Annotated in this window: 28 protein-coding genes and 1 tRNA gene; 12 read left to right on the top strand and 17 right to left on the bottom strand. The window is 55.0% G+C overall.

What is annotated here, in order from left to right; genetic code table 11:
- Nucleotides 1-33: 33 nt before the first annotated feature.
- The 3 genes from trxC to OEZ10_01830 all read right to left on the bottom strand — a co-directional run bounded on the left by trxC (nt 34) and on the right by OEZ10_01830 (nt 1,991).
- Entirely contained in the window at nt 34-471 is a 438-nt protein-coding gene (gene trxC / locus OEZ10_01840; protein MDH5631715.1) for a thioredoxin TrxC, read from the bottom strand.
- Between the two features lie 68 nt (nt 472-539).
- Complete coding sequence (locus OEZ10_01835) at nt 540-965, bottom strand: YceK/YidQ family lipoprotein (protein ID MDH5631714.1); 426 nt, start codon at nt 963-965, stop codon at nt 540-542.
- Nucleotides 966-977: 12 nt separating this feature from the next.
- A complete protein-coding gene (locus OEZ10_01830; GenBank protein MDH5631713.1) occupies nt 978-1,991 on the bottom strand; it encodes a fatty acid desaturase in 1,014 nt (337 codons plus the stop codon).
- A gap of 138 nt (nt 1,992-2,129) precedes the next feature.
- Between OEZ10_01830 and OEZ10_01825 the strand changes: the two genes are divergently transcribed.
- A complete protein-coding gene (locus OEZ10_01825) occupies nt 2,130-3,617 on the top strand; it encodes a radical SAM protein (GenBank protein MDH5631712.1) in 1,488 nt (495 codons plus the stop codon).
- A gap of 35 nt (nt 3,618-3,652) precedes the next feature.
- A complete protein-coding gene (locus tag OEZ10_01820; GenBank protein ID MDH5631711.1) occupies nt 3,653-4,534 on the top strand; it encodes a lysophospholipid acyltransferase family protein in 882 nt (293 codons plus the stop codon).
- Between the two features lie 21 nt (nt 4,535-4,555).
- Here the strand turns inward: OEZ10_01820 and OEZ10_01815 are convergent, their stop codons facing one another.
- The 3 genes from OEZ10_01815 to OEZ10_01805 all read right to left on the bottom strand — a co-directional run bounded on the left by OEZ10_01815 (nt 4,556) and on the right by OEZ10_01805 (nt 6,935).
- Nucleotides 4,556-4,867 (bottom strand): EscU/YscU/HrcU family type III secretion system export apparatus switch protein, encoded by a 312-nt coding sequence (locus tag OEZ10_01815; GenBank protein MDH5631710.1) that lies wholly within the window; start codon nt 4,865-4,867, stop codon nt 4,556-4,558.
- Nucleotides 4,864-6,096 (bottom strand): flagellar hook-length control protein FliK, encoded by a 1,233-nt coding sequence (locus OEZ10_01810; protein MDH5631709.1) that lies wholly within the window; start codon nt 6,094-6,096, stop codon nt 4,864-4,866. The genes OEZ10_01815 and OEZ10_01810 overlap by 4 nt, the downstream gene beginning before the upstream one ends.
- Nucleotides 6,097-6,200: 104 nt before the next feature.
- A complete protein-coding gene (locus tag OEZ10_01805) occupies nt 6,201-6,935 on the bottom strand; it encodes a DUF3108 domain-containing protein (protein MDH5631708.1) in 735 nt (244 codons plus the stop codon).
- 164 nt (nt 6,936-7,099) lie between these two features.
- Here OEZ10_01805 and OEZ10_01800 point away from each other — a divergent pair, with 164 nt between their 5' ends.
- On the top strand, nt 7,100-7,918 hold the full coding sequence (locus tag OEZ10_01800; protein ID MDH5631707.1) for an undecaprenyl-diphosphate phosphatase: 819 nt from the start codon (nt 7,100-7,102) through the stop codon (nt 7,916-7,918).
- On the opposite strand, the gene OEZ10_01795 is transcribed toward OEZ10_01800, so the two are convergent.
- Together OEZ10_01795 and lexA are read right to left on the bottom strand one after the other, a co-directional pair.
- Nucleotides 7,861-8,838, bottom strand: coding sequence for a hypothetical protein (locus tag OEZ10_01795; GenBank protein ID MDH5631706.1), 978 nt, complete (start codon nt 8,836-8,838; stop codon nt 7,861-7,863). The two genes, OEZ10_01800 and OEZ10_01795, sit on opposite strands and share 58 nt — an antisense overlap.
- A 64-nt stretch (nt 8,839-8,902) precedes the next feature.
- Nucleotides 8,903-9,499 (bottom strand): transcriptional repressor LexA, encoded by a 597-nt coding sequence (gene lexA / locus OEZ10_01790; protein ID MDH5631705.1) that lies wholly within the window; start codon nt 9,497-9,499, stop codon nt 8,903-8,905.
- Nucleotides 9,500-9,612: 113 nt separating this feature from the next.
- Between lexA and OEZ10_01785 the strand changes: the two genes are divergently transcribed.
- The 4 genes from OEZ10_01785 to OEZ10_01770 are packed head-to-tail and all read left to right on the top strand — an operon-like array spanning nt 9,613 to nt 12,147.
- Complete coding sequence (locus OEZ10_01785; protein ID MDH5631704.1) at nt 9,613-9,801, top strand: CPXCG motif-containing cysteine-rich protein; 189 nt, start codon at nt 9,613-9,615, stop codon at nt 9,799-9,801.
- Nucleotides 9,791-10,027: a transcriptional antiterminator, Rof gene (locus OEZ10_01780; GenBank protein MDH5631703.1), complete on the top strand. Its 237-nt coding sequence runs from the start codon at nt 9,791-9,793 to the stop codon at nt 10,025-10,027. Before OEZ10_01785 ends, OEZ10_01780 begins: the two co-directional genes overlap by 11 nt.
- Nucleotides 10,028-10,053: 26 nt before the next feature.
- On the top strand, nt 10,054-11,025 hold the full coding sequence (locus OEZ10_01775) for a hypothetical protein (GenBank protein MDH5631702.1): 972 nt from the start codon (nt 10,054-10,056) through the stop codon (nt 11,023-11,025).
- 24 nt (nt 11,026-11,049) lie between these two features.
- The gene (locus OEZ10_01770) at nt 11,050-12,147 is read left to right on the top strand and encodes a hypothetical protein (GenBank protein MDH5631701.1); all 1,098 of its coding nucleotides are present in this window, start codon (nt 11,050-11,052) and stop codon (nt 12,145-12,147) included.
- A 177-nt stretch (nt 12,148-12,324) separates the two neighbouring features.
- Here OEZ10_01770 and OEZ10_01765 read toward each other — a convergent pair whose 3' ends face one another.
- The 9 genes from OEZ10_01765 to OEZ10_01725 all read right to left on the bottom strand — a co-directional run bounded on the left by OEZ10_01765 (nt 12,325) and on the right by OEZ10_01725 (nt 20,383).
- Nucleotides 12,325-12,705 (bottom strand): PilZ domain-containing protein, encoded by a 381-nt coding sequence (locus OEZ10_01765; protein MDH5631700.1) that lies wholly within the window; start codon nt 12,703-12,705, stop codon nt 12,325-12,327.
- 174 nt (nt 12,706-12,879) lie between these two features.
- A complete protein-coding gene (locus OEZ10_01760; protein ID MDH5631699.1) occupies nt 12,880-13,677 on the bottom strand; it encodes a ferritin-like domain-containing protein in 798 nt (265 codons plus the stop codon).
- A 1-nt stretch (nt 13,678) separates the two neighbouring features.
- Nucleotides 13,679-15,592: an ATP-binding cassette domain-containing protein gene (locus OEZ10_01755; GenBank protein ID MDH5631698.1), complete on the bottom strand. Its 1,914-nt coding sequence runs from the start codon at nt 15,590-15,592 to the stop codon at nt 13,679-13,681.
- Nucleotides 15,592-15,933, bottom strand: a complete 342-nt coding sequence (locus OEZ10_01750) for a GIY-YIG nuclease family protein (protein ID MDH5631697.1) — start codon at nt 15,931-15,933, stop codon at nt 15,592-15,594. The genes OEZ10_01755 and OEZ10_01750 overlap by 1 nt, the downstream gene beginning before the upstream one ends.
- A gap of 114 nt (nt 15,934-16,047) precedes the next feature.
- Nucleotides 16,048-17,358 (bottom strand): diguanylate cyclase, encoded by a 1,311-nt coding sequence (locus OEZ10_01745; GenBank protein MDH5631696.1) that lies wholly within the window; start codon nt 17,356-17,358, stop codon nt 16,048-16,050.
- Between the two features lie 197 nt (nt 17,359-17,555).
- Nucleotides 17,556-18,260: a tRNA (guanosine(46)-N7)-methyltransferase TrmB gene (gene trmB, locus OEZ10_01740; protein MDH5631695.1), complete on the bottom strand. Its 705-nt coding sequence runs from the start codon at nt 18,258-18,260 to the stop codon at nt 17,556-17,558.
- A 9-nt stretch (nt 18,261-18,269) separates the two neighbouring features.
- A complete protein-coding gene (locus OEZ10_01735; GenBank protein ID MDH5631694.1) occupies nt 18,270-19,088 on the bottom strand; it encodes a thiazole synthase in 819 nt (272 codons plus the stop codon).
- A gap of 2 nt (nt 19,089-19,090) precedes the next feature.
- Nucleotides 19,091-19,291 carry a sulfur carrier protein ThiS gene (gene thiS / locus OEZ10_01730; GenBank protein ID MDH5631693.1) on the bottom strand — a complete coding sequence of 67 codons (201 nt, stop codon included), beginning with the start codon at nt 19,289-19,291 and terminating at the stop codon, nt 19,091-19,093.
- 87 nt (nt 19,292-19,378) lie between these two features.
- Entirely contained in the window at nt 19,379-20,383 is a 1,005-nt protein-coding gene (locus tag OEZ10_01725; GenBank protein MDH5631692.1) for a GGDEF domain-containing protein, read from the bottom strand.
- 59 nt (nt 20,384-20,442) lie between these two features.
- Between OEZ10_01725 and OEZ10_01720 the strand changes: the two genes are divergently transcribed.
- From OEZ10_01720 to OEZ10_01700, 5 genes are all read left to right on the top strand, one after another.
- Nucleotides 20,443-20,516 (top strand) — tRNA-Gly (locus OEZ10_01720).
- Nucleotides 20,517-20,536: 20 nt separating this feature from the next.
- Nucleotides 20,537-22,216: an AsmA family protein gene (locus tag OEZ10_01715; protein ID MDH5631691.1), complete on the top strand. Its 1,680-nt coding sequence runs from the start codon at nt 20,537-20,539 to the stop codon at nt 22,214-22,216.
- Nucleotides 22,216-22,773 (top strand): SRPBCC family protein, encoded by a 558-nt coding sequence (locus OEZ10_01710; protein MDH5631690.1) that lies wholly within the window; start codon nt 22,216-22,218, stop codon nt 22,771-22,773. Before OEZ10_01715 ends, OEZ10_01710 begins: the two co-directional genes overlap by 1 nt.
- Nucleotides 22,770-23,831 (top strand): A/G-specific adenine glycosylase, encoded by a 1,062-nt coding sequence (gene mutY / locus OEZ10_01705; GenBank protein MDH5631689.1) that lies wholly within the window; start codon nt 22,770-22,772, stop codon nt 23,829-23,831. The genes OEZ10_01710 and mutY overlap by 4 nt, the downstream gene beginning before the upstream one ends.
- A complete protein-coding gene (locus OEZ10_01700; GenBank protein MDH5631688.1) occupies nt 23,824-24,090 on the top strand; it encodes an oxidative damage protection protein in 267 nt (88 codons plus the stop codon). The genes mutY and OEZ10_01700 overlap by 8 nt, the downstream gene beginning before the upstream one ends.
- Nucleotides 24,091-24,097: the final 7 nt, after the last annotated feature.

Below are 24,097 nucleotides of genomic sequence, written 5' to 3'. Positions count from 1 at the left end.
GCAATGTTTGCATGACAATGACCAGTTCCGGCGCTACTTGATGTGTTGATTGATCCAGCGGCTCAGGGATTGTCGGTCCATTGCCCCGGCCTGGCGAGCTATTTCCCGGCCCTTGTGAAATATGGCAATGGTTGGAATGCTGCGGATATTGTACTTGCCGGCAAGGCCCTGTTCCGCCTCGGTATTGACCTTGGCCAGCTGCGCCTTGCCGGTAAAGTCAGCTGTAGCCTGCTCAAATGCCGGTGCCATCATTCGACAAGGTCCGCACCACGGCGCCCAGAAATCCACGACTACAGGCAGGTCTGATTTGTTGATGTGAGCGTTGAAATTGTTGCTGCCCAGCTCCACGGGCTTGGACTTGAAAAGCTTCTGGCCGCAGCCACCGCACTTGGGGCCATCAGCAAGACGATCACCCGGAATCCGGTTTACCTGGTCGCAATAACCACAAACAACATGAACTTGTGACGGCATTTTACCTGCTCCAAATGAGTAACGTGCCCTATATGCGGCCCCGCCTGGCCAATATCAACAGTACACCATCAGTAGTCCCGTCGTATCAGCTCCCCGTTCCGGTACTCGGGATCGACGTTGAACTTGAATCCACCCTCGGTGAGTTGCCGGAACAGCGTGTAGGGCAACACCAACGTATCAATGACGCCGCTCAGGAACAGGTCGAGAACACTGGCACCGGGAATGCTTTTATCGACATTCACGGCTTCATCTTGGCCGGGCCGCTCCGTGGTGTCAGTCTCAGTATCGGTTTCCGGCTTCTGAATGTATGCCGTGCACATGACATACATCACGCCGCTGTAGGTGCGCGGAATAGCCTCGCAGCGGGTGTTGCGATACTTCTGGTTCGTTGCCATATCCTGTTTTGCGCCAGGCGCCAGCGTCTTTATTGAGCCGCAAGCGGACAGGCACGCCGCGGCCACGACAACAAGACTGATTGCAGATTTATATCTCATGGCTACCGGGATTCACGATTCTTGCGGCATGGTATCAGCGTAGTATTTGCGCTTGCGTTGCCTGAACAGGTTCCGTGCGTATCCATGTGCAACAATATAAGGTAACTGGTCACGGGTCTGTTCAAAGGTATCCTTGAGATAGCGGTACGACAGGTACGGAAACTTGTGATGCACTTCGTGATAATTCACGTTGCTCCATAACCACTCCAGCACCGGGTTGGTCAAAATCACCCAGCCGGTCACCTCCGCCTGTATTGGTGCGTTCTGCTCATGCCAGGCATCCAGCTCGGTTTGTGTAGGCTTGCCCTCGGTTTTCAGCTCCCGGTTCAAAGGCGGGAGCCCATAATGATCAGAAATGGCACGCAGTCCGAACACCAGCGGCAATGCCAGGAACATGGGCAGGAAACTGTGCCCAATCGGCAAGCCCGCAGCCGGAATGACAACAAAGTATGTAAGGCCGGCAAGTGCCACCAGCACTAGGTCCCGGGTCACGCGACCAAAGTATCGCCTGGTGAAATACCGGGTGAACAGGTTGTAGAACAGGATGCGATACTGCAGCGCCAGCGCGATCACGGATCCCGCAGTTACCGCGAACAACAGGCTATCGTGGTTATGCATGGGGTTTTCCGGGTCTTTTCCGGGCTGGTGGGCGTAACTGTGGTGCGCCAGGTGAAACTGTCGATTACTGTGAAACGGCAACAACGCCATGGCCGAAATATATCCGCCAAGCCACTCGTTCAGCCACAGGCGACTGAATAGCACCTTGTGTACCGCATCATGAGCCAGGATCCCCAAGCCGATTACGGCTATACTGGCACCGGTACCGGTAAGTAGCAGCCAGTGCCACTTGACTACCCAGGCAATGCTACCCGGTCCACCGGGCCACCGACTTTCCATCTCCAGGGCGCCCAGATGACCGGCAACAAAACACGCGCCGATGATGGCAAACAGGGTCAGGATTTTCACCAGGTTGTAGAGATCGGGTATTATTTGCTGGTTGGGTTTTAATACACCTGCAACTGCCATTTGTTCCTCCTTTATGAATGGCGGCTATAATAACGCAGGAGTGGTAAAAATTGACTTTCCGCATACGGGGGGTCAGTATTCGCCTTATATTACAAGACCTTACAGAGTTTCCGTGATTGGAAACGTGGTACCGTTAAAATGGGCAAAGAGATAGTATTTGTAAACCCGCCTTACGAGCGCGTGGCCGCAGGCTACGAATTTGTCAAACACATTACCAATAACTCACCCTCTCTCGGCTTGCTGCATCTCGCCGCCGAAGTCAGGGAGCACGGTTACAGCCCGTCGATCATCGAATCGGACATTTTCGGCTATACGCCGGAAGCCGTTGCCGAAAAGATTACCAGGCAGGCGCCCAAGTATGTCGGGATTACCCTGTTCACTGTTGGTGTCTGGAACGCCGTTACTATCGCCAGGCTGGTCAAGCAGGCGCTGCCCGAGACCATCATTATCGTTGGCGGACCACATATTTCATCCATGGGCAATGAAACCATGGAACGATTCAAGGAGTTTGACTACGCAGTCAACGGTGAGGGCGAGAAAATTCTCATGGACTTGCTTACCGCGCTTGACGCCGGCGGCTCAATTCGCGAAGTTCCCGGCATCATTTACCGCGACGGTCCATTTATCAAAACCACGCCCGGGAAAACCATTAACAAGATTCTCGACGAATTACCGTTTCCCGCCTGGGACTTGCTGCCCGACTTCCCTCATGCCTACAAACCGGCTATCTACGATTTTCCAAAGGGCCCGGTAGCAACGATCGCCGCTTCCCGTGGTTGCCCGTTCCATTGCCGTTTTTGCGATACGTCCACGTTCGGCAACAGGGTGCGCCATTATTCGCCCGAGAAGGTTTTCGAGATGATGCAACATCTCAACAGTAGATACGGCGTTCGCCATATCATGTTTGTTGATGACCTGTTTCTTGCCAGCAAGGTTCGTGTCACCGAACTGTGCAACATGATTATAGACAGCGGCCTGAAGATGACCTGGTCATGTACCGCCCGCGTCGATACGGTCAAGCCGGACGTGCTCGGCCTGATGAAACAGGCCGGCTGCTGGGAAATAAGCTTTGGACTCGAAACCGGTTCCAATGAAATGCTGAAGCAGATGGACAAGTCTGCGGAAATTGAAAAGTCCGAACAGGCGGTCAAATGGACCGCGGAGGCCGGCATTCGCACCAAAGGCCTGTTCATGCTTGGCTACCCCGGTGAAACCAATGAGACCATTGAAAAGACCAAGGATTTTGTTCGCCGCATTCCCATGACCATCATGAACCTGACCAAGTTCACCCCCTATCCCGGCTCACCCATATACCGTGACCTGTACGGCACCAATATTCGTGACGACCACTGGGAAAAAATGAACGGCATGAACTTTGTCTGGGCACCGGAGGGATTTACGGTTGAAGAACTGGACCGCAAGTACCAGGAGGTACTGACATCGTTCTACAAGCGTCGACAGGTTGGGCACCACTATCTGAAAATGACGCTGCAACATCCCAACCATATGGCCAGGCTGCTTCGATTTGGCGCCGGTTTTGCGGCTGCCAAGGTTCGCAGCATACTCAGCGGTCGCAAGGGCCTGCTGATCAAGGCCGATGAAACCAATCTTGATGGTGTAAACTAGACAGCCAATTTTGTGCCAACGGTGGCCCGGTAAACATGGCAGCAGTCATCAAGCTGATCTTGCGGATGCTGGCGTTAATGCCACTTCCGGTTATTCATGCTGCAGGTTACCTGCTCGGTACGCTGTTTTTTCTTGTTCCGAACAGGCGGCGCAGCACGACGATAGTCAACATCAAGCTGTGCTTTCCTGAACTGGGCGGCTGGGACCACTGGCAACTGGTCCGTCGAAGCCTGGTAGAAACAACCAAGGGTGCACTGGAAAGTTCGGCCATGTGGATGCGCGGCAGCAAGCGCGTACTGAAACTGGTCAAGGGTGTCGTCAACGAACAATTGCTTGTTGATGCCTATGCCCGGGGCAAAGGGGTGATTCTTGCGGCGCCCCATCTCGGCATGTGGGAGATCATCGGGCTGCACATGTCGGCTCGCTACCCGATGACCTGCCTGTACCTGCCACCCCCGATTGCCGGTCTTGATAAAACCATGATACAGGGCCGGACTCGCCTGGGCGGAAGGGTTGTTCGCACCGATGCCCGGGGTGTTCGTACGCTGTTCAAGCGTATTTCCAACGGCGAACTGACCGCCATATTACCCGACCAGGACCCGAGCCGGGGGCAAGGGAAATTTGCCCCTTTTTTCGGCATACAGGCGAACACTATGGTGTTGCTGTCACGGCTTGCCAACAAAACCGGCGCCGTGGTGTTGTGTGCCTGGGCGGAACGACTGTCATTCGGACGCGGCTATATTATTCATCTCAAGGAAACTGACAAGCTTGTTACCGATAGCAATGTATCGGCTTCTCTTGCCTCGTTAAACTATCATGTCGAGCAATGCATACGCCAGAAACCCGAACAGTACTTATGGTGTTACAAGCGATTTCGTACACGGCCGGAAGGTGAGGCCAAGCTATACACGCATTAGGCGCTTTGGCCACTTCATCGATCACGCATCATCAACAGGCCGGGCCGGCTCCGGTAACGGCGGCTGCTTTCCGCTGATGCTGTAGGCAAAAGCGATTACCCGGGCTACAACCTGGTACAGCTGTTCGGGTATTTCCGCCCCCAGTTCAATATTGGACAACAGCTTCACCAGTTCCCGGTCTTCATGCAATGGTACGTTGTTGGCCCGGGCAATTTCGAGAATTTTTTCTGCAATCAAACCCTCGCCCTTGGCGGTTACTATCGGCGCGCCGAGGCCGGAATAATGCAAAGCGACTGCCGAAGTCTTGCTGTAAACATCAAGCTTGTTGCTCATGCGCGCAACTCCAGGGTCTGGTCTGGCAAGGCACTGGTTAATGTTTGGGACGGTTGCCCGTGATCACAATGCAAAATTGATATCGACAACCCGTCCGATTCAATGTCGCTTCGCAAGGTCGACAAGAAGCTGTTCACTTTGTCTACTGACTCCTCACGCTCGGCCCAGAACTGAACAGACACCTGGGTCTCTACCATGGCTATGCGTGCATACAGTGCACCAATCCCGTCCAGATCAAACCCCAGGTTGACTGTCCAGCGATGCTTGCCGTCTCCGCCCGTCACATGACTGCTATCCTGCTCGATTACCAATGGCAATACCTCGACATGGCTGGCATTTACAAACGGCAATTCCGTCCACCAGGTTTGTACGGCAGCATCAGCATGGCCACTGAACAATTGCAGTATATTGATTCGTCCAAGGGCGGCGGTAACATCTTTCATCAAATCCGGCATGACCGGTTTCTGGCCGGGCAATAGCTCTGCGACCGGTTCCCGGCCGGCGCGCAAGACAGTCCTGCCAACCGGCGGCTGGGGCGCATATTCCGTCGATGCATTGCCAAAAGTGGCATGCGGCACACCGCCGACACCGATGGGCAACTGCTGCTGCACTGGTCGAATTGACGCCAATAACTTTAACAACCCGGCTTTCAGGTCGCCTTCGACGATCGCCGTGCTCGGCGGTACCGGCGCTTTGCCCTGTATTCCGGAGCGCTGCTCCGCCAACACACGCAAATGACTTTCGAGCAGGGTTCCGGATTGGCTGAGCGCCTGCCGCAACGTATCGGGCCTGGTCAACTGGTCCAGCCCCGGTAGTGCCGACGCCAGCCCTTTCATGGTTCGCACCACTTCAGCAGGCAATGACGCGTCCTGCTCTGGTACAGAAGCGGTGTAGGCCACGATTCGCGCCAGCACCGGCGCCAACGGTTTTTGCTGCATCATGGCGCGGTTTATGGCCGTGGAAACCGGTTCGGTTTGCGGCTGCAGGTACTGCAACACCGGTTTTTCGCCACCTTTCAGGACGCGGAATTGGGCAGTTTCGCCCTTGGCCATGGGCCGGTCCAACTGTGCCTCAAATACCAGCGTATTGTGACGGAAACGTGCGGTACCCTTGGCTACATCATTCAATGCCAATGCCTTGATGATTTCACCGGGTTGCCACACCTGGGTACCAGGTAGTTGTCCGGTCAATATGGTCGGCCTGAGGCCCGGGTTAGGATTGATCTGCATCTTTTTCAGCTAACGGTTTTCCGTCAACTTATCGACACATTTTGCGGGCAACTTTAATCCGGAAATGCCCGGGTCAAAGCTCCGACTTTACGACAGCGACGACCCTATTTGCCCAGGCCCTCGACGGCCACCAGTTCCAGGGTGAAACTGGATTCGTCCCTGTCCTGCTCTACTTTCACCGGTAGATAGGCGAGGTCCGGCGCACACCACAGGCGCATGGTTCGGGTCACACCCTTGCGTGTATGCGACCCTTCGATCAACACGGTTTGCAGGCGCCCGATGCCGGTAACCACCGGTTCGGTGCCCAGTTTTCTGACCCGGTAGTGTTCCAGCCGCTTGTTGCCGATAACTGTGTAGGACGGCTTGAGTTGCCCGACCTGCATATCCTGCATTACCACGAGCTGCATGGCCAAAGGCGTCAGGGTGTCTGGCGTTAACCGGATGGTTCGCGTCTTGTCCGGCTTGATCACCGTCGCCACCATCTGTTCCCAGTCAAAACTGATTTGCCGTCGCGACTGGTCCTCACCTTCAATGCTGTATTCATATTGCATCGGCCTTAACTGGCCGTTTTGTTGTTGCAGCCGGGTGATCTCCATGGCCTTGTCAAGACCAAGTACGACGGCTATACCTGCCGGCCTTGCCTTGGCATCGTAGATATAGAATTCAGCATCACGCATCAGCTTGTAGCGCGTTGTGCCGACTTCAAAACCACTGCGATACACTTTGTAGGTTACTGAAAACGGCTGCGGCTCATCGGCCTGCATCGACGTTGAAAACAATAACAGGGCCGCGACCAACAGGCCGCTTGCTTGGTACTGATATACGCCAAAGCTGGTCACTATGATTCATCCCGGGGTATGACTTGTCAGCAAACGATAGTAGAGGCCTTTGGTGTTGACTGACAACCCCGGTCAACGCACACTTCAAACGATTCTGGATTGTTCATTGCTGCAACTCCAGGCTTCCGGGTCCATTGCAGCCACAGCCTGTCGGAAACAAGCCATTGGAATTTATCAATATACTGGTTCTGGCCATCGTCCAGGGTATTACCGAATTTCTGCCCATATCAAGCTCGGCACACCTGATTCTCGTACCTGTCTTGCTCGGCTGGCAGGATCAGGGCCTGGCATTTGATGTCGCCGTTCATGTTGGCACGCTTTCAGCGGTTGTACTTTATATGCGCCGCGAAGTGTGGCTCATGACCCGTGACTGGCTTGGCTCTACCGGCTTCACCGGTAATCGCCAATCCACTGTCCACAGCCAGCTGGCATGGGGCGTGATAATTGCCACCGTTCCTGTCGCGGTTGCCGGATTCTTGGTTAACGGGGTTGTCGAAAACCATTTGCGCTCACCACTGGTTATCGCAGCGACAACTATTGTGTTTGGCGTTGCCCTGGCCTGGGCGGATCGACGCGGAAAAGGTCAAAGAGACGAGACACAGCTTGGATTGAAGGACTATCTATTGATTGGCATAGCCCAGGCTGTCGCCCTGATTCCAGGCACATCGCGTTCAGGCATTACCATTACCGCCGGCTTGTTACTGGGACTGGATCGACAAGCTGCTGCCCGATTTTCGTTTCTGCTATCGATACCCACTATCACTGCGGCCGGCGGCCTGAAACTGCTTGACCTGGTCAAACAAACCGGTCCGGTTGACTGGATGGCAATTATTTCCGGTATCTTGCTATCCGGCATAAGCGCCTATCTATGCATTCACTGGTTCCTGAAATTTCTGAATCGAATTGGCATGACACCATTTGTAGTCTATCGATTGATACTGGGTGCTGTACTGTTCTGGATTTTCTGGCCAGCCAAAAGCTGATCAAGCATATTCATCTGGCCGGCTTCGTGGCTGAGCTGGCCGGCCGTCATGCGCATGCAGGACACTGATTCGGTCTGCTTCATTCGGCGCAAGCCCGCTTGCAATACCGTATACAAATCTGCGGCCTGGTTACCCGGCATACCCAGGCTTACACCAAACGCCCAAACCGGCTGGGCGCCACGGGACCAAAGCTCGACTTCAATCCGGGCAGTCTTCTGGCTTGCCTGTTTCAATTCCCGGGACAATCGTACACACAGTACCCGCATATAAGCGCTGAGCGCCCTGAAACTTGTAGCGTTCACCGGTAACATCAACGACTTTCGGCTAACCGGCATTCCATGTTCCGGCTGCACGGTATCAGCACCGGGCAATATCGAGGCTTCAAGATAATCCAGGCCCAGGCAACAGCGCCGCACTTCATTACCGGTCGCACCATAACAATCCAGCCAGTCTCCAGTCCGGAATTCCAGCACATCGCCGCAGTTACGCACGCCATCACGACGAAAAGCCGATGCCAGGCGTAACGGCAAGCTGTCGATAAACTCGGACAGCGGCACGAACGCAATAACATTGCCCAGCTCCCACGGCGGGATATCAACCAGATCGCCGTTTCCGGCATTCCGGGCAGCAAACCGCGCGGCGGTGACTCCGGGGCCCAGCCCGGCGCGCCAACTTAGTGATGGCGCACAATGTTTTAACTGGTCCAGCAACGCCCAGGCAGCTGCAAATGCGCCGCCCAGCGGTGCCTGCCAATGGGTGATATCAATAATGACATCAGTGGCAACGCTTTGATGGGGTGCAGGCCAGACACTGACGCCCAGGTTCTCGCGAGCTGCCGGTAACAGTTTCAGCAGCTGCGCGTAATCGCAGCCGGGGATGCACAACAAGGCTGTTGGCCAATAACAGGCCAGTGATTCCATTTCCCTGTCCCGGCTCCGGTGAAATTTGATTCCAGGCAACTTACGCATTTTGTACACCTCCACTTCAGTCGTAGGCGCGAAATTGGCCAACCACAACACCTTGCAGTGTTACCCGGTCGCCCGAGTAACGCATGGGCGCCATCGCAGAATTGGCAGGCTGTAACGTCACCGTGCCGTCGTCGTTACGATAAATTCGCTTCAGGGTCGCTTCCTCGTTGTCGATCAGGGCGACGACAATTGCGCCATTTTCGGCACGATCACAATGGCGCACGACGACCATGTCACCATCCAGAATGCCATCATCAATCATGGAATCACCCTGCACTTTCAATACATACCGACCGGCACCCATAAAAAAGCCGCCCAGGTCGATGCGTTCCTGGCCGGCAATGGCCTCAATCGGGCAACCTGCAGCGATTCGGCCCAGCAATGGCAAACCGGCAGGCTGCTCCTCCTGGTCCAGCAACTGAATACCCCTGGACTGCTCCGCATCGATCTCAATCAATCCTGCCTGCTCCAGCGCCTTAACGTGACGATGCACCGTGCCGCGGGAATTGATGCCGACATGATCACCAATCTCGCGCAATTTAGGCGCTACACCAAAACGAGCCACGTGGTCTCGAATAAACTGGTAAATCTGGCGCTGACGATCGGATAGCATAAGATGTTCTCACTATGTTCTCATGCAGAATAGACCGGAAGCCGCGCCGATGCAAGCACAAAAATTGGCGTCACCAACAAGACATTGGCCGGACCTCTGCTACGCTAGTTATCATGATCGTGAGCCAGACTGTGCGCTGCCCCTATTGCGGCGAGCGCTTCGAAAGCAATATTGACGTGTCAGCCGGTAGCGAAGAATATCGCGAAGACTGCAAGGTTTGCTGTCGGACCATTCATTACACTACCCTGGTCAACGGCCGGGACGAATTGCTGCGAATCGAAATCCGTCGCCATGACGACTGATTACCAACCCGTTTCCTGCAGTTTTCACTCCGAGCTGGAACTGGCCATCATGCAACGCCGATGCCTGCAGCTAGGCTGGCTGGAAGCCGGACGAAAACACGTTACAATGATAACGCCCGTAGACCTGCAAACCCGTAATGGTGAAGAGTTCCTGCTGGCAACTGATAATAACGAGACGCGCTATTGCATCCGACTGGACAGAATTATCCAACTCGACGTACGCTGACCCGGCGTACGCTGCTGTTTTGTTTTTTGTCTATTCCGGTCGGCCAGGTTACGCTGGCAAGTCAATGTGGTGACCGCTATCGCAGTGCACTGGAAGTCATAAACATCAGTCCGACAAGCCAATCAGCAGTGCCCCAGAATTATTCCTATCAGCTCTGGGTCAACGGGCGAGTACGTGTCTTGATCAATCCAGGCTCCGGCAGCTACCACGGCTTTCTTCAGTCCGGGGCCAATATTCATGACCTGAAGACGATACTATTTACTCGCCTCGATGCCAGCCGCAGCAACGACTTGCCGATTTTTGTCGCCGCCTCCCAGGCCAGCGGCCGGCGCGAAACCCTGTCAGTGTTCGGCCCGGATGGAAACAAGTACATGCCTTCTACCGTAAATTTTGTGCGCACCCTGTTTGATCAGAAACGCGGAGCCTGGCGACACCTTGGGGATGTCATCAGCCCTCTCGGCTACCAGGGCTATAAACTCAAGGCCCACAACGCCGGCTCCGGCAAGCGGCCGGGACAGCGACCGGGCAAGCCGGGGGAAAACCTGTTCAGCGTCCTCAACGACCCGGAGTATCAACTGCAGGCAACCGACAGTGACAATCGCTTTATGCCAACCCTTAGCTGGCGGCTAGGCACAGACAACAACAGCGTCACCCTGGTAGATGACAGCGCGAACGTATCGGAAAAACTCGAAACCCTGGCATCAGGAACCGGCTTGCTGCTGGCAAAGCCGCATTCCGAAAAACAAACAAGCCAGCCGGTGCTGACAGCAAACGAAATTGGCAGGCTGGCCTATCGCTCCGGAACCAGGCAATTGCACCTGGTATATCCGTCAACCACTGATTCCGCCACCAAAAATGCACACCTGGCCCTGGTAAAAAACAAGTATGCCGGGCTGGTCAGTTTCGCCGGCAACAACGACTGCCTGCCCATCAGCCCGACCAATTCACCGGATACACCGACCCTGAAGCAGTCGTCGGACTTGCCACATTCACGCTAAAGGACTATTTAGAGAGCTATGGCTATGGAAATTCCTTTTAAAAACCTGTTCTCCAGGTTCAAGAAAAAATCAGCTTCGAGTAACGCTGAGTACACGGTCGCCATGCCCAACTTCGATGACGGCGATCTCGATGCACCCTCTGAAGAAATGCTCGATATTGGCGGCGACAGCACGGTTGGCAATACCGCAGTCGACAAGCCAAAAAAACGTGGCTTGTTCGGGCTGGGTGGCGGGGACAAAAAACCCAAGCCCGTTACCCGCAAAAACAGTGGTCAAAACAAGCGGGCAGCCCTTTTGCTGCTGTTGCTGGTCGCACTGGGTGGCGGATACTTTGCCTTGAACGGTGGCCTGGCACTGGACATTGCCCCAATTCTGGAAATGGTCGGTCTTGGCGAACCGGCTCCGACATCCCAGCCCGCACCGGCTCCGCGCAAACGCGCTGCTGCCCCGGAAGTAAAGACTGCAGCACCTGCAACAACCAATAACGCGGACGCCAGGCCGGGCTCACTGGTCAGCAAGCTTGATGGAAAAACATTTGATCCGGACTTTATAGGCTATGAAAAAGGCATTGTTACCCTGAGACAGGGCCCGGCCGGCAGCAGCCATACGGAAATCATTATCGATTTCGGTCATGACAACTGGGAAGTGCCGGTGGGCAAGAGTTTTGACCGGGCAACGCTGGTGGTGCGAAACAACACGCCCGGATCCGGCGGCACGGAAGTGTCTCGCAATGCGAATACGGCCGTGGCCATCAAGTTTGGTGATCTGAACGGGGAAAGTCTCGCGGTGGCCATGGCTGTTAATGCCGGCCCTGTTGAAATCAAGGGCGGCTTCAAAGCGATCACGACCGGCTTTCGCAAGATTGGCGGCCAACCGGTACTGACCGGTGATGCCGACGAAACCTTGATGTACGTTGCCCTGAAATACATGCTGGCCAAGGAACCAGGCAAATCCATCAGCAAGGTCGCCTATAGCGATGTGCGATTTACGCCTGGCCATCGCCCGGGCAAGGGTGAACTGCTCATGCAGTACCTGACCGGCGGCAAAATGGTCAATCGACACTTTGAATTCAGCAAGAATGTGTCGGGCTGGCAGGTTTCGCAAATGAAAGCGGAGAACTGAGCCGGCTGGTACGCCAGCGGAACAAACTCAGCAGGCGATGGCGCCCGGCGCCATCGTTCCATCCTGACCAAGCGTCCTCATCACTGGATGCGCCCCACAAGACCCGGCCCGAATGATTTGTCGAACGCGGAAAATTCAGCCGGCAATCGCGCGGATTTTCTGGGCTGCGCCGACGCGTTAAAAGTTTGCTGCCAGTTTCGGCAGCGCGAGCAGGTTATCACCGGTGGCAAACACCATGCGTAGCACGGCATCATACTGTCCGAGCTCAAGACGGGAAAAACGAATGCCGTACAACTCATCCCGGGAATTGACTACCACACCTTTCAGCCTGACAACACCCATGTCAGCGTTGGTTATATCGGTGATGCGCACCTCTACTTCGTCACCAATAAGCAGTTTACCCTCACCGCTGAATTTCAGGGCAACGGAACCAAAACTGATGCTCTTAATATAACAGCGCCTGGGAATCTCGCGGCCACGACAGACGAAACCATCAAAATCTACGTTTCTTCTCGGGTTGATTCTTTCGTCTGTTAACAGGGTTCTTCTGTTTCTCACATTACAACTACGACAATGACGTCGCACCCCATGGCAACTGTTTGCTGACTAGGCATCAATTCTGACACATAAGCTTGGGGAAACAACATTATGTAATCATGTATTGACAATTCTTTAACCGCAATTACCACAATGCAAACTGGTGACACAATCTGTCACTTGAAACGGGCCTGATCAACCAGATGTTTTGTCGAGGAAAGCGAGCTCTGTATCGGTAAAACCGGCCTTGCGCCGTGCATCAATATTAATGGGTTTGCGAATCCGTTCGCTCGCATGAGATTCGATAATGGAAATATAGGTTTGTTGCGGATCAAGCTCGCGCTGTTCGCAGGCAAAGTTGAACCAGCGGGTACCGATTTCAACATGGCCAAGTTCCTCGCGATAAATCAGCTCAAGTATTTCAACAGTTTTGTCATCACCAACGGACTCCAGGCGCTTGATCATACCCGGCGTTACATCCAGGCCGCGCGCTTCGAGCAGTCTTGGCACCAGCGCCATGCGCATCAACACATCGTCAGCGGTACGCCGGGCCATGTCCCATAAACCGCCATGAGCCGGGAAATCACCATAATCATGGCCAAGTTCCACGAGTCGGCCACGCAGCAACACATAGTGCTCCGCCTCTTCGCGCGCCACCCGTATCCAGTCGCCATAATATTCATCAGGCAGGTCACGAAACCGGTAAACAGCATCCAGCGCAAGATTGATGGCATTGAATTCTATGTGGGCCAGCGCATGAATAAATGCTGCTCGGCCTTCATCTGTTCCAAGGCCGCGCCGCGGCACCGCGGTCGGGTTCACCCGCTCAGGCCTGGCCGGCCTGCCGGCATCGCAGGGTAACAACGCCTTGTCATCAGTCCGGTCAAGCTCGCCAGCCAGCCATGCGCGCTCCAGCTCATGCGTTGCTTCTAGCTTGGTTTTTATATCACGCTGCGCAAGCGCTTCATGGGCAAGCTCATACAAGGATGACATCTCAGCTCCCCACGGCTTCAAGCGCTTCCCAGCGGGCATAGGCTTCGACCAGCTTGTGTTCGGTTTCGCTGACTTCCTGGGTAACCTCAACAATGGCCTGCTTGTCGCCCTGGTAGAAATCCGCCGCACTCATCATCATTGTTAATTCCTGCTGGCGCGTCTCCAGTCTCTCGATGAGCCTTGGCAGTTCCTCCAGCTCGCGCTGCTCCTTGTAACTGAGTTTGCGCTTGCCGGTCTTGCCGGAATCAGCCTGAGCTTTCTCATTACTGCTTGTTGCCGGTTTGGCTTCAGACTTTGCCTGGCGCTGCTGCTTAACCCGGTCGGAATGGTGGCGCTGCCAGTCACTGTAGCCCCCAATATGCTCCTCGACCTGGCCGTTGCCGGTGAAGATCAGCAGGCTGGTGGCGACATTATCCAGGAACTGCCGGTCATGACTGACCACCACCAGCGTGCCCTCGTAATCCATCAGCAGGCTTTCAAGCAGTTCCAGTGTCTCGACATCAAGATCATTGGTGGGTTCATCCAGCACCAGCAAGTTGGCCGGGCGCAGGAACAGCCGCGCCAGCAACAACCGGTTGCGCTCGCCACCGGAAAGATTTTTCAACGGTGATCGTGCACGGTCTGGTGCAAACATGAAGTCCTGAAGATAACTCAATACATGTCGACGCTGACCCGCCACCTCGACAAACTCGGAACCGTACTCAAGATTGTCCATGACTGATTTTTCAGGTTCCAGGTGTTCACGTAACTGGTCATAGTAGGCCACCTGCAACCGGCTGCCATGATTTACCTCGCCACTGTCCGGCGCCAGCTGCTTCAGCAACAGCTTGATCAGCGTGGTCTTGCCACAACCATTGGCACCGACCAGGCCAATACGGTCACCGCGCATAATGTCGATGGAAAAATTGCTGACTATCGCGTTGCTGTCACGGGCAAAACTGATATTCCTGGCCTCGATAACACGGGCGCCGGAACGAACGCCCTGGTCAAGTTTCATACTGACATTGCCTGAACGCTCGCGCCGCTCGCGGCGTTCTTCGCGAAGTTTCTTCAGCGCCCTGACACGACCCTCGTTGCGCGTACGCCTGGCTTTTATACCCTGGCGTATCCACACCTCTTCCTTGGCCAGCTTCTTGTCAAACTCGGCGTTGACCGTGGCTTCATCTTCAAGCTGTTTCTGCTTGCGCTGCTGGTATTCGGCATAGCTGCCGGGATAACTGTTCAGGTGTCCGCGATCCAGCTCGAGAATACGGGTAGCCAACCTGTCGACAAAGGCACGGTCGTGAGTGACAAATACAACCGTGCCATTAAAGCGCTCAATGGTCGATTCCAGCCAGGCAATGGCATCGATATCAAGATGGTTGGTGGGCTCGTCGAGCAACAACACTTCCGGTTCCAGCGCCAGCGCACGCGCCAGCGCCACACGACGACGCCAGCCACCGGACAACGATGTCATCGATGCATCGGCATCAAGACCGAGACGACTCAGCAGCGCTTCCACCCGCTGCTGAACTGACCAGGCATCAGCGTGTTCCAGTTCTGCCTGGAGACGCGCCATCTCCTCAAGCCCCTGGGCACCACCGGTTTCCGTCACCGTATGCACAACCTCATGGTACTTCTGCATCAATTCAGACTTGTCGCCAAAAGCCTGGCCGACATAACGGAACACCGTCTCATCACTGGCTTCCGGTACCTCCTGGGTCAGGCGTGTTACCTGGATGCCATCCTGGTAGCGGACAATACCGTCATCGGGTTCAATTTCATGTGCCAGCAATTTCAGCAAGGTTGATTTGCCTTCACCGTTGCGGCCAACAAGACAAATGCGTTCACCCGGCTCAATAGCAAAATTAATGGCATCAAATACGATATGCGGGCCATAATTTAGTGACAAGCCTTCACCACTGATCAACGCCATTACTTCACCTCCGGGTAATGGCTGGCATTGCCCTGGTAACACAAGTGGCTGATGCAACCGGCAACGCAGTCGCTGGCACCAAACCCTGATATCGGAAATTCACCTTGTGTCATGGCATTCAATTCACATTCTGAAGTTTGGTAAAATCTGGCATCAACAATATTCACACCATCACGAGCCAGCAGGTAATCAATGTGCCAGTGCAGTTTCTTGTCTGCGGATAAATGCCGCGCCAGCCTCAAAACAATATTGCGCCTGGCGCTGCCGGTGTACACGTAATATCCCGCCGCGAGCTCCACTGCGGTCAGCGCACCGGCATCAAACACGACGGGTTTGTTCACGAGGATAAACAGCTGGTATGTGGAAAAACCTGAATGCATGGCAGACCAGGACGGGAACCATCGCGCCGACACGCGACCCGGTTGGCGCCACTATAAGTCAATCAAGTGTATCGATCAATCGCCCGACCGCGGCAACTCCACGCGGTTGCGGCCATTGCGCTTGGCGCGATACAGCGCCCGGTCAGCCGCAACAACCAGGTCCACATCACTCGTGGCATGCATCGGAAAGACGGCAACACCAATGCTGACAGACAGAGCAATACTTTCCCCCCGCTCAGTGCTGAAGCCCATCTCTTCCACCAGTTCGCGTATTCGTTCAGCCAACGCGCTGGCACCGTCGATATCTGATTCCGGCAGGATCAGGGCAAACTCCTCGCCGCCGTAGCGTGCCAATGAATCAATATCCCGTATGGTTTCACCAATTTCTGCAGCAACACGTTGCAACACCCTGTCCCCGGCAACGTGCCCGTAACGATCATTGATTTCCTTGAAATTATCGAGATCCATCATCAACAGGCACAGGTTTTTGTCAAATCGCTCAGCGCGACTCAGCTCTGCATGCAAAACCCGGTCAAACTCACGACGGTTGCAAACACCCGTCAGGCTGTCCATCCGTGTCACTGCTTCGAGCCTGTCATAGGCCAGTTTGAGTTGCAGCGTCATATGATCAAAGGATTTTGCCAGGTCACCCAGCTCATCGCTGCGTTGCCAGTTCAGCCGCACACCCAGATCGCCGGCTCCGACTCTTTTCGCCGCGCTTTCAATACAGCACACCGGGTTTACAACAGCCCGCGACAACATTGTATTGAGCCAGAGGATCAATACAGCACTGAGACTGGTACCGCCCAGTATCAGTCCGGTCATGATGAGCTGAAGGCGTTCAGCCCGCTCCATTTCCAGCTTCACGCCCTCGGTTATCTGGTCAAAGATGCGATCCAGCGCCCAGTCAGCCAGCTCAGCTGACCGATCCAGCAATTCCATCTCGTTGGCGAGGTTGATGTTGCCAAGGGGACGGTCAGCTGCCAGGATCAACTTGGCCTTTTTATCCGTTGCTATCCAGTATTTTCGGGCAATATCAATCGGCTTCGAATCGTGATCGTGCAGTGATACAAAAGTCTCGAGTTCGTCAAAGATATCATGTATAGCTGCTGTCGCTTGCCGGTAGACCTCGCGCTCCTGCTTGCGCCCATGAACCAGGTAATCATTGGGCGCCATCACTGCCTTGTTGATCAGACGCTGCAACTGGCGAATGCGGCTCTTCTCATGGGTCTCGTGATCAATCACACGATTAAACTGGTCAATGGCGGCATTGAACACGTTAAATTGCATCACCACGAGCACGATCAGGGGCGCCGACATGAATACTGCCGCCAACGTGAATCGTCGAGACAGGGATTGATTGTAGTTAAACAGCGCTTTTTTCATTTCAGGTTTATCGTCTGATTTCGGGAAATTATTTACCCATGCGAAGATCATAATCAGCCTGCAGAACCCTGAAAACCTGCTTCAGCAGTCCCGCTCACGCCAAATCTTACGCTCGGACGACACCCCCGCGTACGTTACTTTGATACAAAAATTATGGATTTTTATTGATTTCAGTATAGCCGGATCGGTCGGTTTGACTAGTCGACGCGCTCAAAAAGCAAATCCCAGACACCGTGCCCCAGGCGCTGACCACGAGTTTCGAACTTGGTTTGTGGGCGCCATGCAGGCCTGGCAACAAAATCCCCGGAGGGCGAAAGATTCTTCAGGCCGACCGCCGCATTGACCACGTCGCGCATATGTTCCGCGTAATCCTGCCAATCCGTGGCCAGGTGCAATAAGGCGCCGGGCTTCATGGCATGGACCAGGCGCTCAACAAATACCGACTGAATAATGCGACGTTTTTGATGTTTTTTCTTGGGCCAGGGATCGGCAAAATAAATCTGCACCCGGTCGAACCCGGCTGCGGGCAAGCTTTTCTCCAGCACGTCCACGGCGTCGTGTTTCATTACCCGCAAATTGGGTAATCCATGCTCCTCGATCTGAATCAGCAAGCTGCCGACCCCCGGTGGATGCACCTCAATACCGAGGAAATCCTTGTCCGGCTCGTCTGCCGCCATCTTTGCCAGCGAATACCCGTCACCAAACCCGATTTCCAGCACCCGTGGCGCACTGCGGTCAAACAGGACATCCAGATCCAGCGGTCGGGCATCAAATTCCACGCCAAAACGCGGCCATAGTTCATCCAGTGCCCGCTGTTGGGCACGTGTCAGTCGTCCAGCGCGAATAACAAAACTGCGAATACTGCGACGATGATCCGTTTCGCCGCCGGAAGATACAGTCATCACGACAATCTAGAAGAATGCGCCATCGACCGGGGACGAGGCCGTGGCGAAACGCTTGCGCGGAATACGTCCGGCGCGATATGCCTCGCGGCCGGCTTCAACTGCTTTTTTCATGGCTGATGCCATCAGCACCGGGTTCTGTGCTCCGGCAATGGCGGTCTGCATAAGGATTCCGTCACAACCCAGTTCCATGGCGATGGCAGCGTCAGACGCGGTACCAACACCAGCATCCACCAGGATAGGGACATTGGCATTTTCGACTATGGTCAGGATGTTGTAGGGGTTGCGAATTCCGAGACCGGAACCGATGGGTGCCGCCAGCGGCATGACCGCGACGCAGCCCAGGTCTTCCAGGCGTTTGGCCGCCACCGGGTCATCATTGGTATAGACCATGATTTTGAAACCTTCCTTGATGAGGGTTTCCGCGGCTTTCATGGTTTCGGCGATATCCGGGTACAGGGTTTTTTCATCGCCCAGTACTTCCAGCTTCACCAGATCGTGGCCATCCAGCAGTTCCCGCGCCAGGCGGCAGGTGCGCACCGCGTCCTCGGCGCTGTAACAGCCGGCCGTATTGGGCAGGTAGGTGTAATCCTTGGGCGAAATCACGTCCAGCAGGTTCGGGCCGTCGTCCTGGCCCAGGTTGGTGCGACGCACGGCCATGGTGACAATTTGGGCGCCACTGGCCTGGATCGCATCGCGAGCCTGCTCGAAGTTGTCGTATTTGCCGGTTCCCACCAGCAACCTGGATCGGTAGGATTTGCCGTCGATTACCAGTGAATCTTCACCGGCGGTTGTGTCCTGTTTTACTGGCTTGGCTGGTGCGCTCATGTTTATCCTCCGCCGATTGCGGCCACTACTTCTACCTTGTCCGAATCCCGTAACTGATGCCCGGCATGCTCTCCCCTGGGCACGATCTCCTTGTTCACCTCCACCGCCACGCGCTTGCCCGTATAGCCAAGCTGGTCAATAAGCGCGGCAACGGTATGCGGCGCGTCGACGTTGAAGGACTCACCATTGAGGAAAATTTGCATGACGATCAGGATGGCTGCTGCAGTCAGGAAAGCGCCATACTATAGGGGATTGTCGGGGCCGGGCCAAGGGCCCGATTTGGGACCGGGTCAGAATAGCTCCACGTCACCACCCACGGCTGCTTGTGGAATATTTACTCGAATGGATGGCTGAAACACTTCGACCTGGTTGCCGCCGGCCTCATGTGCTGCTGACAGAGCGGCGCGCGCCCGGTCCAGTATGGATGGCATTAACTCGTGGGCACACACCTGTACCAGGCCAACACTCACTGTTTTTTTGCCCACCTGCGGAAAATGGTAGGCCTCGATCGTGGTGCGAAAGCGTTCGACAACACAAGCTGCGCCGTCAATATCTGTATCACGCATGACCGCAACAAACTGGCCACCACCAAACCGGCACAGCAAGTCATAAAAACGAAATGACCGGTTCATTACCTGCGACACATGCACCAGCACCTCGTCACCCAAAAGGTGTCCCAGCTTTTCGTTAACACCGGCAAAATCATCAATATCGATCAGGGCAAAACAGACTTTCAGCTCTTCGTTGCTGGCGCCCACGTAGTCGAGCAAGGCGTGCAAGCGCTCCTCAAAGGATTGCCGGTTATACAGGCTGGTCAAGGCCTCGCGTTCCTTGCTGAAGATCAGGGTCAGCATATTGCCACACAGCATGATCAATGAATGAACAAAGTTATGCATGGACGGGTCGACTTCACGCCAGTCCAGAACAAGCAGGCCAACGATATAGCGACTGCCACGCACCGGGATCACGTCCAGACTGTGGCCACCGGACGAACGCATCTGTCGGCGTTCGCCGCTGACCGTTGCCTCTGACAGGGACGGCAAGGATTTGAGCGGCTGGCCCATGGTGGGAGGATCAAGCGCATCGTACACCCAGGCACTGGCAACATTGTGGCGACCAAATTCATGATCACCCAGCGCATTGGCGAGCTGGTAGTACTTGACGCCGCTGACCGGCGCCAGCAAACCCAGGATCTCCAGCAAACTGCGAATCAAGGGCACCTCCCGGTGTTGGCCCGATAATCTTGCCAACGCCTGGAGTTGCTCTTCGAGTGTCAGCAGGGTTGAATCCGTCATGCTCCTGCTCATCGCTGTGCTAGCGCCACCCATACCGGCACGCTATCATTGTTTTCATCGCGGGTGTTGTTCAATGGCAGAACCTCAGCTTCCCAAGCTGAAGACGTGGGTTCGATTCCCATCACCCGCTCCAACAGCAATCGGAAGGCAATTATGAAATCAACTGGTCGACGCATTCTGTATTCCCTGGTCATCCTGCTTGCATTGACGGCTGTACTGGTCGCTGCAGCCGTATTCCTGATTGATGCCAAAACCATTCAAAAGCGCCTCAACGATGAACTGGCAGCCCAAACCGGCCAGCAACTGCATATTGACGGCGACACCCAGCTGGAATTCTTTCCACGTCTGGCCATTCGCATTGACAAGATTCGGCTACGCAGCCTGGGCAAACAACGAGACTGGCTGACCATCAATCGGCTCGCCGGCCAGGTTGATATCTGGCGCCTGGTTTCCGGTGAACTGGTTATCAACTCCTTTCTTATCGACCAGCCCGTAATTAACTTGATTTTAGCGAAATTCCCGGAATCATCCGCGAAAGACACGGCCAAACCAACATCCAAGGCCGCTGACGGCGAGAAAAATGGCAAGCCGATGCTTATTGGTGTGCGCCAAATCAAGATAAACAAAGGGGTTTTAAACTGGGCCGAAAAGCCGGAACTGGGACAACTGGACCTTCATACATTTACAGCAAACAACGATGCCCCCGGCAAACCCATACACATGAGCTTTGACACCACGCTGACAACCCCGGATGTGGCACACAGCGTTCCACTCAAAGGTGCGTTTACCGTAGATCTTGGCAAGTCGGATCAATACCAAATCAAGCCGTTAAACCTGAAACTGGATCAGAGCAGCATGACCGGCTCCATCAACATCCAGGATGGCAAAACCAGTCGCATCCAGTTTGACCTCGAGCTTGATACCCTGGATGTGGATCGCTACACGCAGGCAGATGCTGCATCTCAACCGGCGGCAGGCAAACCGGCTGCGAGCAAACCCGTCAAGGCCAAGGCCGGCAAACAGGAAGGCAACGGCGCAATCATTGACGGCAAAATTCGCGTCAAGCAAGTGCGCGTAGCCGGCATCAACATTACTGATACCGATGCGGGTGTGCACTTTGCCAACGACCAGCTGTCACTCAAGCCCTTCAGCACGCGCATCAGCAATGGCCAGATGAAAGGCACGGCGTCGGTAGACCTGAGAGGTAACGATCCGGTGATTCGCCTGGATCAGTCAATGAAAGGTGTGGACATCGGCCAGTTACTGCGCGACCTGAAAGTCTATCATCACTTCAAGGGTAACGGTGATATCAAGCTCGCCATTAACACCCGTGGCGGTGATGTAGACCCGCTGCTGAAGAATCTTGATGGCAATGTCAGCTTCAACCTGGGTGACAGCAGTTTCAATGATATGGATTTTCTGGGCACAGCCCAGAAACTGCAAAAACTTTACGACACCCTCAAGGGCAAGGAAGTATCGGAAAAGCCGGTCAAGGCCAAGGCTGTTTATGACACCGTCAGCGGCTCGCTGCAGTTCAACAAGGGCATCGGCACCACCAATGACCTGCTCATCGCTCGCAAGGATTCACGCATTACCGGTTCCGGCACCATCAGCCCTGGATATGACGACATCAATATCGCATTGAACGTTGTTGGCATGCGTGACGACAAACCAGTCGGCAGCGGCATACCGCTACGAATCAAGAAGCCATTGTCTGATCCGCGTTACATGATTGACCGCAAGGAGGCGACAAAGATGATAAAGAAGGAAGCCACCAAGAAAGCGCAAAAGAGACTGAAGAAAGAAGCATTAAAACGCCTGTTCGGGCAGTAATGCGTCTATCACTGCTGCTTGCTGTACTGCTCACATCGGTTGCCGGTGCCACAACACTGGTAACTACCGATGTGCAACATCGCAACGGACGCTTCCATATACGCTTCAGCACGATTATTGATGCGCCATACGAACGAATCAGTGCGCTGATGGACAGCTACCAGCGCTGGCCGCAGTGGTCCGGGTTTGTCAAACAGGTCAACATCCTGGATCGTCCCGACACCAATACAACACTGCTGAAACTGGAATTGAATACCTGCTACCTCTTGTTTTGCCAGTCTATGACCAAGATCCAGACGGTGACGCGCACGGCTCCCGGAAAGTTGCTGACCATGATCAGCCTGGATCGACAGGATTTTCGTTATGCCCGCGAACTGTGGCAGATCCAGGCCAGCGGACCACGCACGCTGCTGACCTACGACGCCGTGCTGGAACCCGCGTTCTACATTCCCCCGATCTTTGGACCGTGGCTGGTCAAATCCGGCATCCAAAAAGAATTGAGACGAAGCACACAGCGACTTGAGCAGATTGCCCGTAACCCGGAACAACAATTATGAGTCGCGACAGTTTCAGTCAACAGCTGCTGCAATGGTTTGACCAGCACGGCCGCAAGGACCTGCCCTGGCAGCAGCGTCGTGACGCCTACGGGATCTGGGTATCGGAGATCATGCTGCAGCAAACCCAGGTGAATACGGTCATTCCATACTATCAACGGTTCATGGAACGGTTCCCGGATATCGCCAGCCTGGCTGACGCCGAACAGGACGAAGTGCTGCACTTATGGACCGGGCTCGGCTATTACGCCCGCGGGCGCAACCTGCACAAGGCTGCGCGCATCATCCAGGCCCAACACGGTGGTCAGTTCCCTGGCAACATCGATACGGTCCAGGCATTGCCCGGCATTGGTCGGTCCACGGCCGGCGCCATCCTGGCATTCAGCCGGGGTCAACGCCACGCGATTCTCGATGGCAACGTCAAACGGGTATTGGCACGCTACCACGCCGTCGAGGGTTGGCCCGGGGACAAAAAAGTGGAAACCCGGCTGTGGCAGCTGGCGGAGCAGCATACGCCGGACGCGGACATCGAGAAATACACCCAGGCCATTATGGATCTCGGCGCTACCCTCTGCCGACGCAACCAGCCGGATTGCGACAGATGTCCGCAGCACCGGGGCTGCGAGGCCCGGAAATTGGCAGCAACTCACAACTATCCCGGGCGCAAGCCGCGAAAAACCCTTCCTGAAAAATCCACCACGATGCTGGTAATTCGGGACAAGGACGGTATGGTGCTGTTGCAACAGCGGCCGCCAACAGGAATCTGGGGCGGCCTGTGGAGTCTGCCCGAGATCGCGGTCGATTCTGCTCCTGATCAATGGTGTTCACGGAACCTGGGCATCCGGGTCGAGACCGGTACCGCCCTGGAGCCAATCAGCCACAGTTTCAGCCATTTTCGGCTACACATCACCGTGATTCCCGCACAACTGACGGGAGAGCCGGCCCGGGTTATGGAGCCACCCGGCATGGTCTGGTATAACCTGCGCCAACCGCCGACCCTCGGTCTGGCGGCGCCCGTCAAACAGCTGCTGGACAGCCTGAAGGAGTCGCAACATGAATAGAATGGTTAACTGCGTAAAATTGGGCAAAGAAGCCGAAGGCCTGGAACGATCTGTCTACCCGGGCGAACTGGGTCAACGCATTTGGGACAACGTATCCAAAGAGGCCTGGGGCCAGTGGTTAGGCCAACAAACCATTCTGATCAACGAGTACCGGCTGAGCCCGATTGACCCGAAATCCCGGGAATTTCTCGAAACGGAGATGGAGAAATTCTTTTTTGGCGGAGGCTCAACCACCCCGGACGCCTTTACCCCCGAATAGGGCTTAT

Source organism: Gammaproteobacteria bacterium, from assembly GCA_029880545.1.
Taxonomy (GTDB): Bacteria; Pseudomonadota; Gammaproteobacteria; order Acidiferrobacterales; family SZUA-150; genus JAOUOD01.
Note: the sequence above shows the minus strand (reverse complement) of the source record. Positions and strands in the feature narration are given on the sequence as shown.

Coding starts and splice junctions, on each gene's coding strand:
- trxC (MDH5631715.1), bottom strand. CDS start 471: ATGCCGTCACAAGTTCATGTTGTTTGTGGTTATTGCGACCAGGTAAAC.
- OEZ10_01835 (MDH5631714.1), bottom strand. CDS start 965: ATGAGATATAAATCTGCAATCAGTCTTGTTGTCGTGGCCGCGGCGTGC.
- OEZ10_01830 (MDH5631713.1), bottom strand. CDS start 1,991: ATGGCAGTTGCAGGTGTATTAAAACCCAACCAGCAAATAATACCCGAT.
- OEZ10_01825 (MDH5631712.1), top strand. CDS start 2,130: ATGGGCAAAGAGATAGTATTTGTAAACCCGCCTTACGAGCGCGTGGCC.
- OEZ10_01820 (MDH5631711.1), top strand. CDS start 3,653: ATGGCAGCAGTCATCAAGCTGATCTTGCGGATGCTGGCGTTAATGCCA.
- OEZ10_01815 (MDH5631710.1), bottom strand. CDS start 4,867: ATGAGCAACAAGCTTGATGTTTACAGCAAGACTTCGGCAGTCGCTTTG.
- OEZ10_01810 (MDH5631709.1), bottom strand. CDS start 6,096: ATGCAGATCAATCCTAACCCGGGCCTCAGGCCGACCATATTGACCGGA.
- OEZ10_01795 (MDH5631706.1), bottom strand. CDS start 8,838: ATGGAATCACTGGCCTGTTATTGGCCAACAGCCTTGTTGTGCATCCCC.
- lexA (MDH5631705.1), bottom strand. CDS start 9,499: ATGCTATCCGATCGTCAGCGCCAGATTTACCAGTTTATTCGAGACCAC.
- OEZ10_01785 (MDH5631704.1), top strand. CDS start 9,613: ATGATCGTGAGCCAGACTGTGCGCTGCCCCTATTGCGGCGAGCGCTTC.
- OEZ10_01780 (MDH5631703.1), top strand. CDS start 9,791: ATGACGACTGATTACCAACCCGTTTCCTGCAGTTTTCACTCCGAGCTG.
- OEZ10_01770 (MDH5631701.1), top strand. CDS start 11,050: ATGGAAATTCCTTTTAAAAACCTGTTCTCCAGGTTCAAGAAAAAATCA.
- OEZ10_01760 (MDH5631699.1), bottom strand. CDS start 13,677: ATGTCATCCTTGTATGAGCTTGCCCATGAAGCGCTTGCGCAGCGTGAT.
- OEZ10_01755 (MDH5631698.1), bottom strand. CDS start 15,592: ATGGCGTTGATCAGTGGTGAAGGCTTGTCACTAAATTATGGCCCGCAT.
- OEZ10_01745 (MDH5631696.1), bottom strand. CDS start 17,358: ATGAAAAAAGCGCTGTTTAACTACAATCAATCCCTGTCTCGACGATTC.
- trmB (MDH5631695.1), bottom strand. CDS start 18,260: ATGACTGTATCTTCCGGCGGCGAAACGGATCATCGTCGCAGTATTCGC.
- OEZ10_01735 (MDH5631694.1), bottom strand. CDS start 19,088: ATGAGCGCACCAGCCAAGCCAGTAAAACAGGACACAACCGCCGGTGAA.
- thiS (MDH5631693.1), bottom strand. CDS start 19,291: ATGCAAATTTTCCTCAATGGTGAGTCCTTCAACGTCGACGCGCCGCAT.
- OEZ10_01725 (MDH5631692.1), bottom strand. CDS start 20,383: ATGACGGATTCAACCCTGCTGACACTCGAAGAGCAACTCCAGGCGTTG.
- OEZ10_01715 (MDH5631691.1), top strand. CDS start 20,537: ATGAAATCAACTGGTCGACGCATTCTGTATTCCCTGGTCATCCTGCTT.
- OEZ10_01710 (MDH5631690.1), top strand. CDS start 22,216: ATGCGTCTATCACTGCTGCTTGCTGTACTGCTCACATCGGTTGCCGGT.
- mutY (MDH5631689.1), top strand. CDS start 22,770: ATGAGTCGCGACAGTTTCAGTCAACAGCTGCTGCAATGGTTTGACCAG.
- OEZ10_01700 (MDH5631688.1), top strand. CDS start 23,824: ATGAATAGAATGGTTAACTGCGTAAAATTGGGCAAAGAAGCCGAAGGC.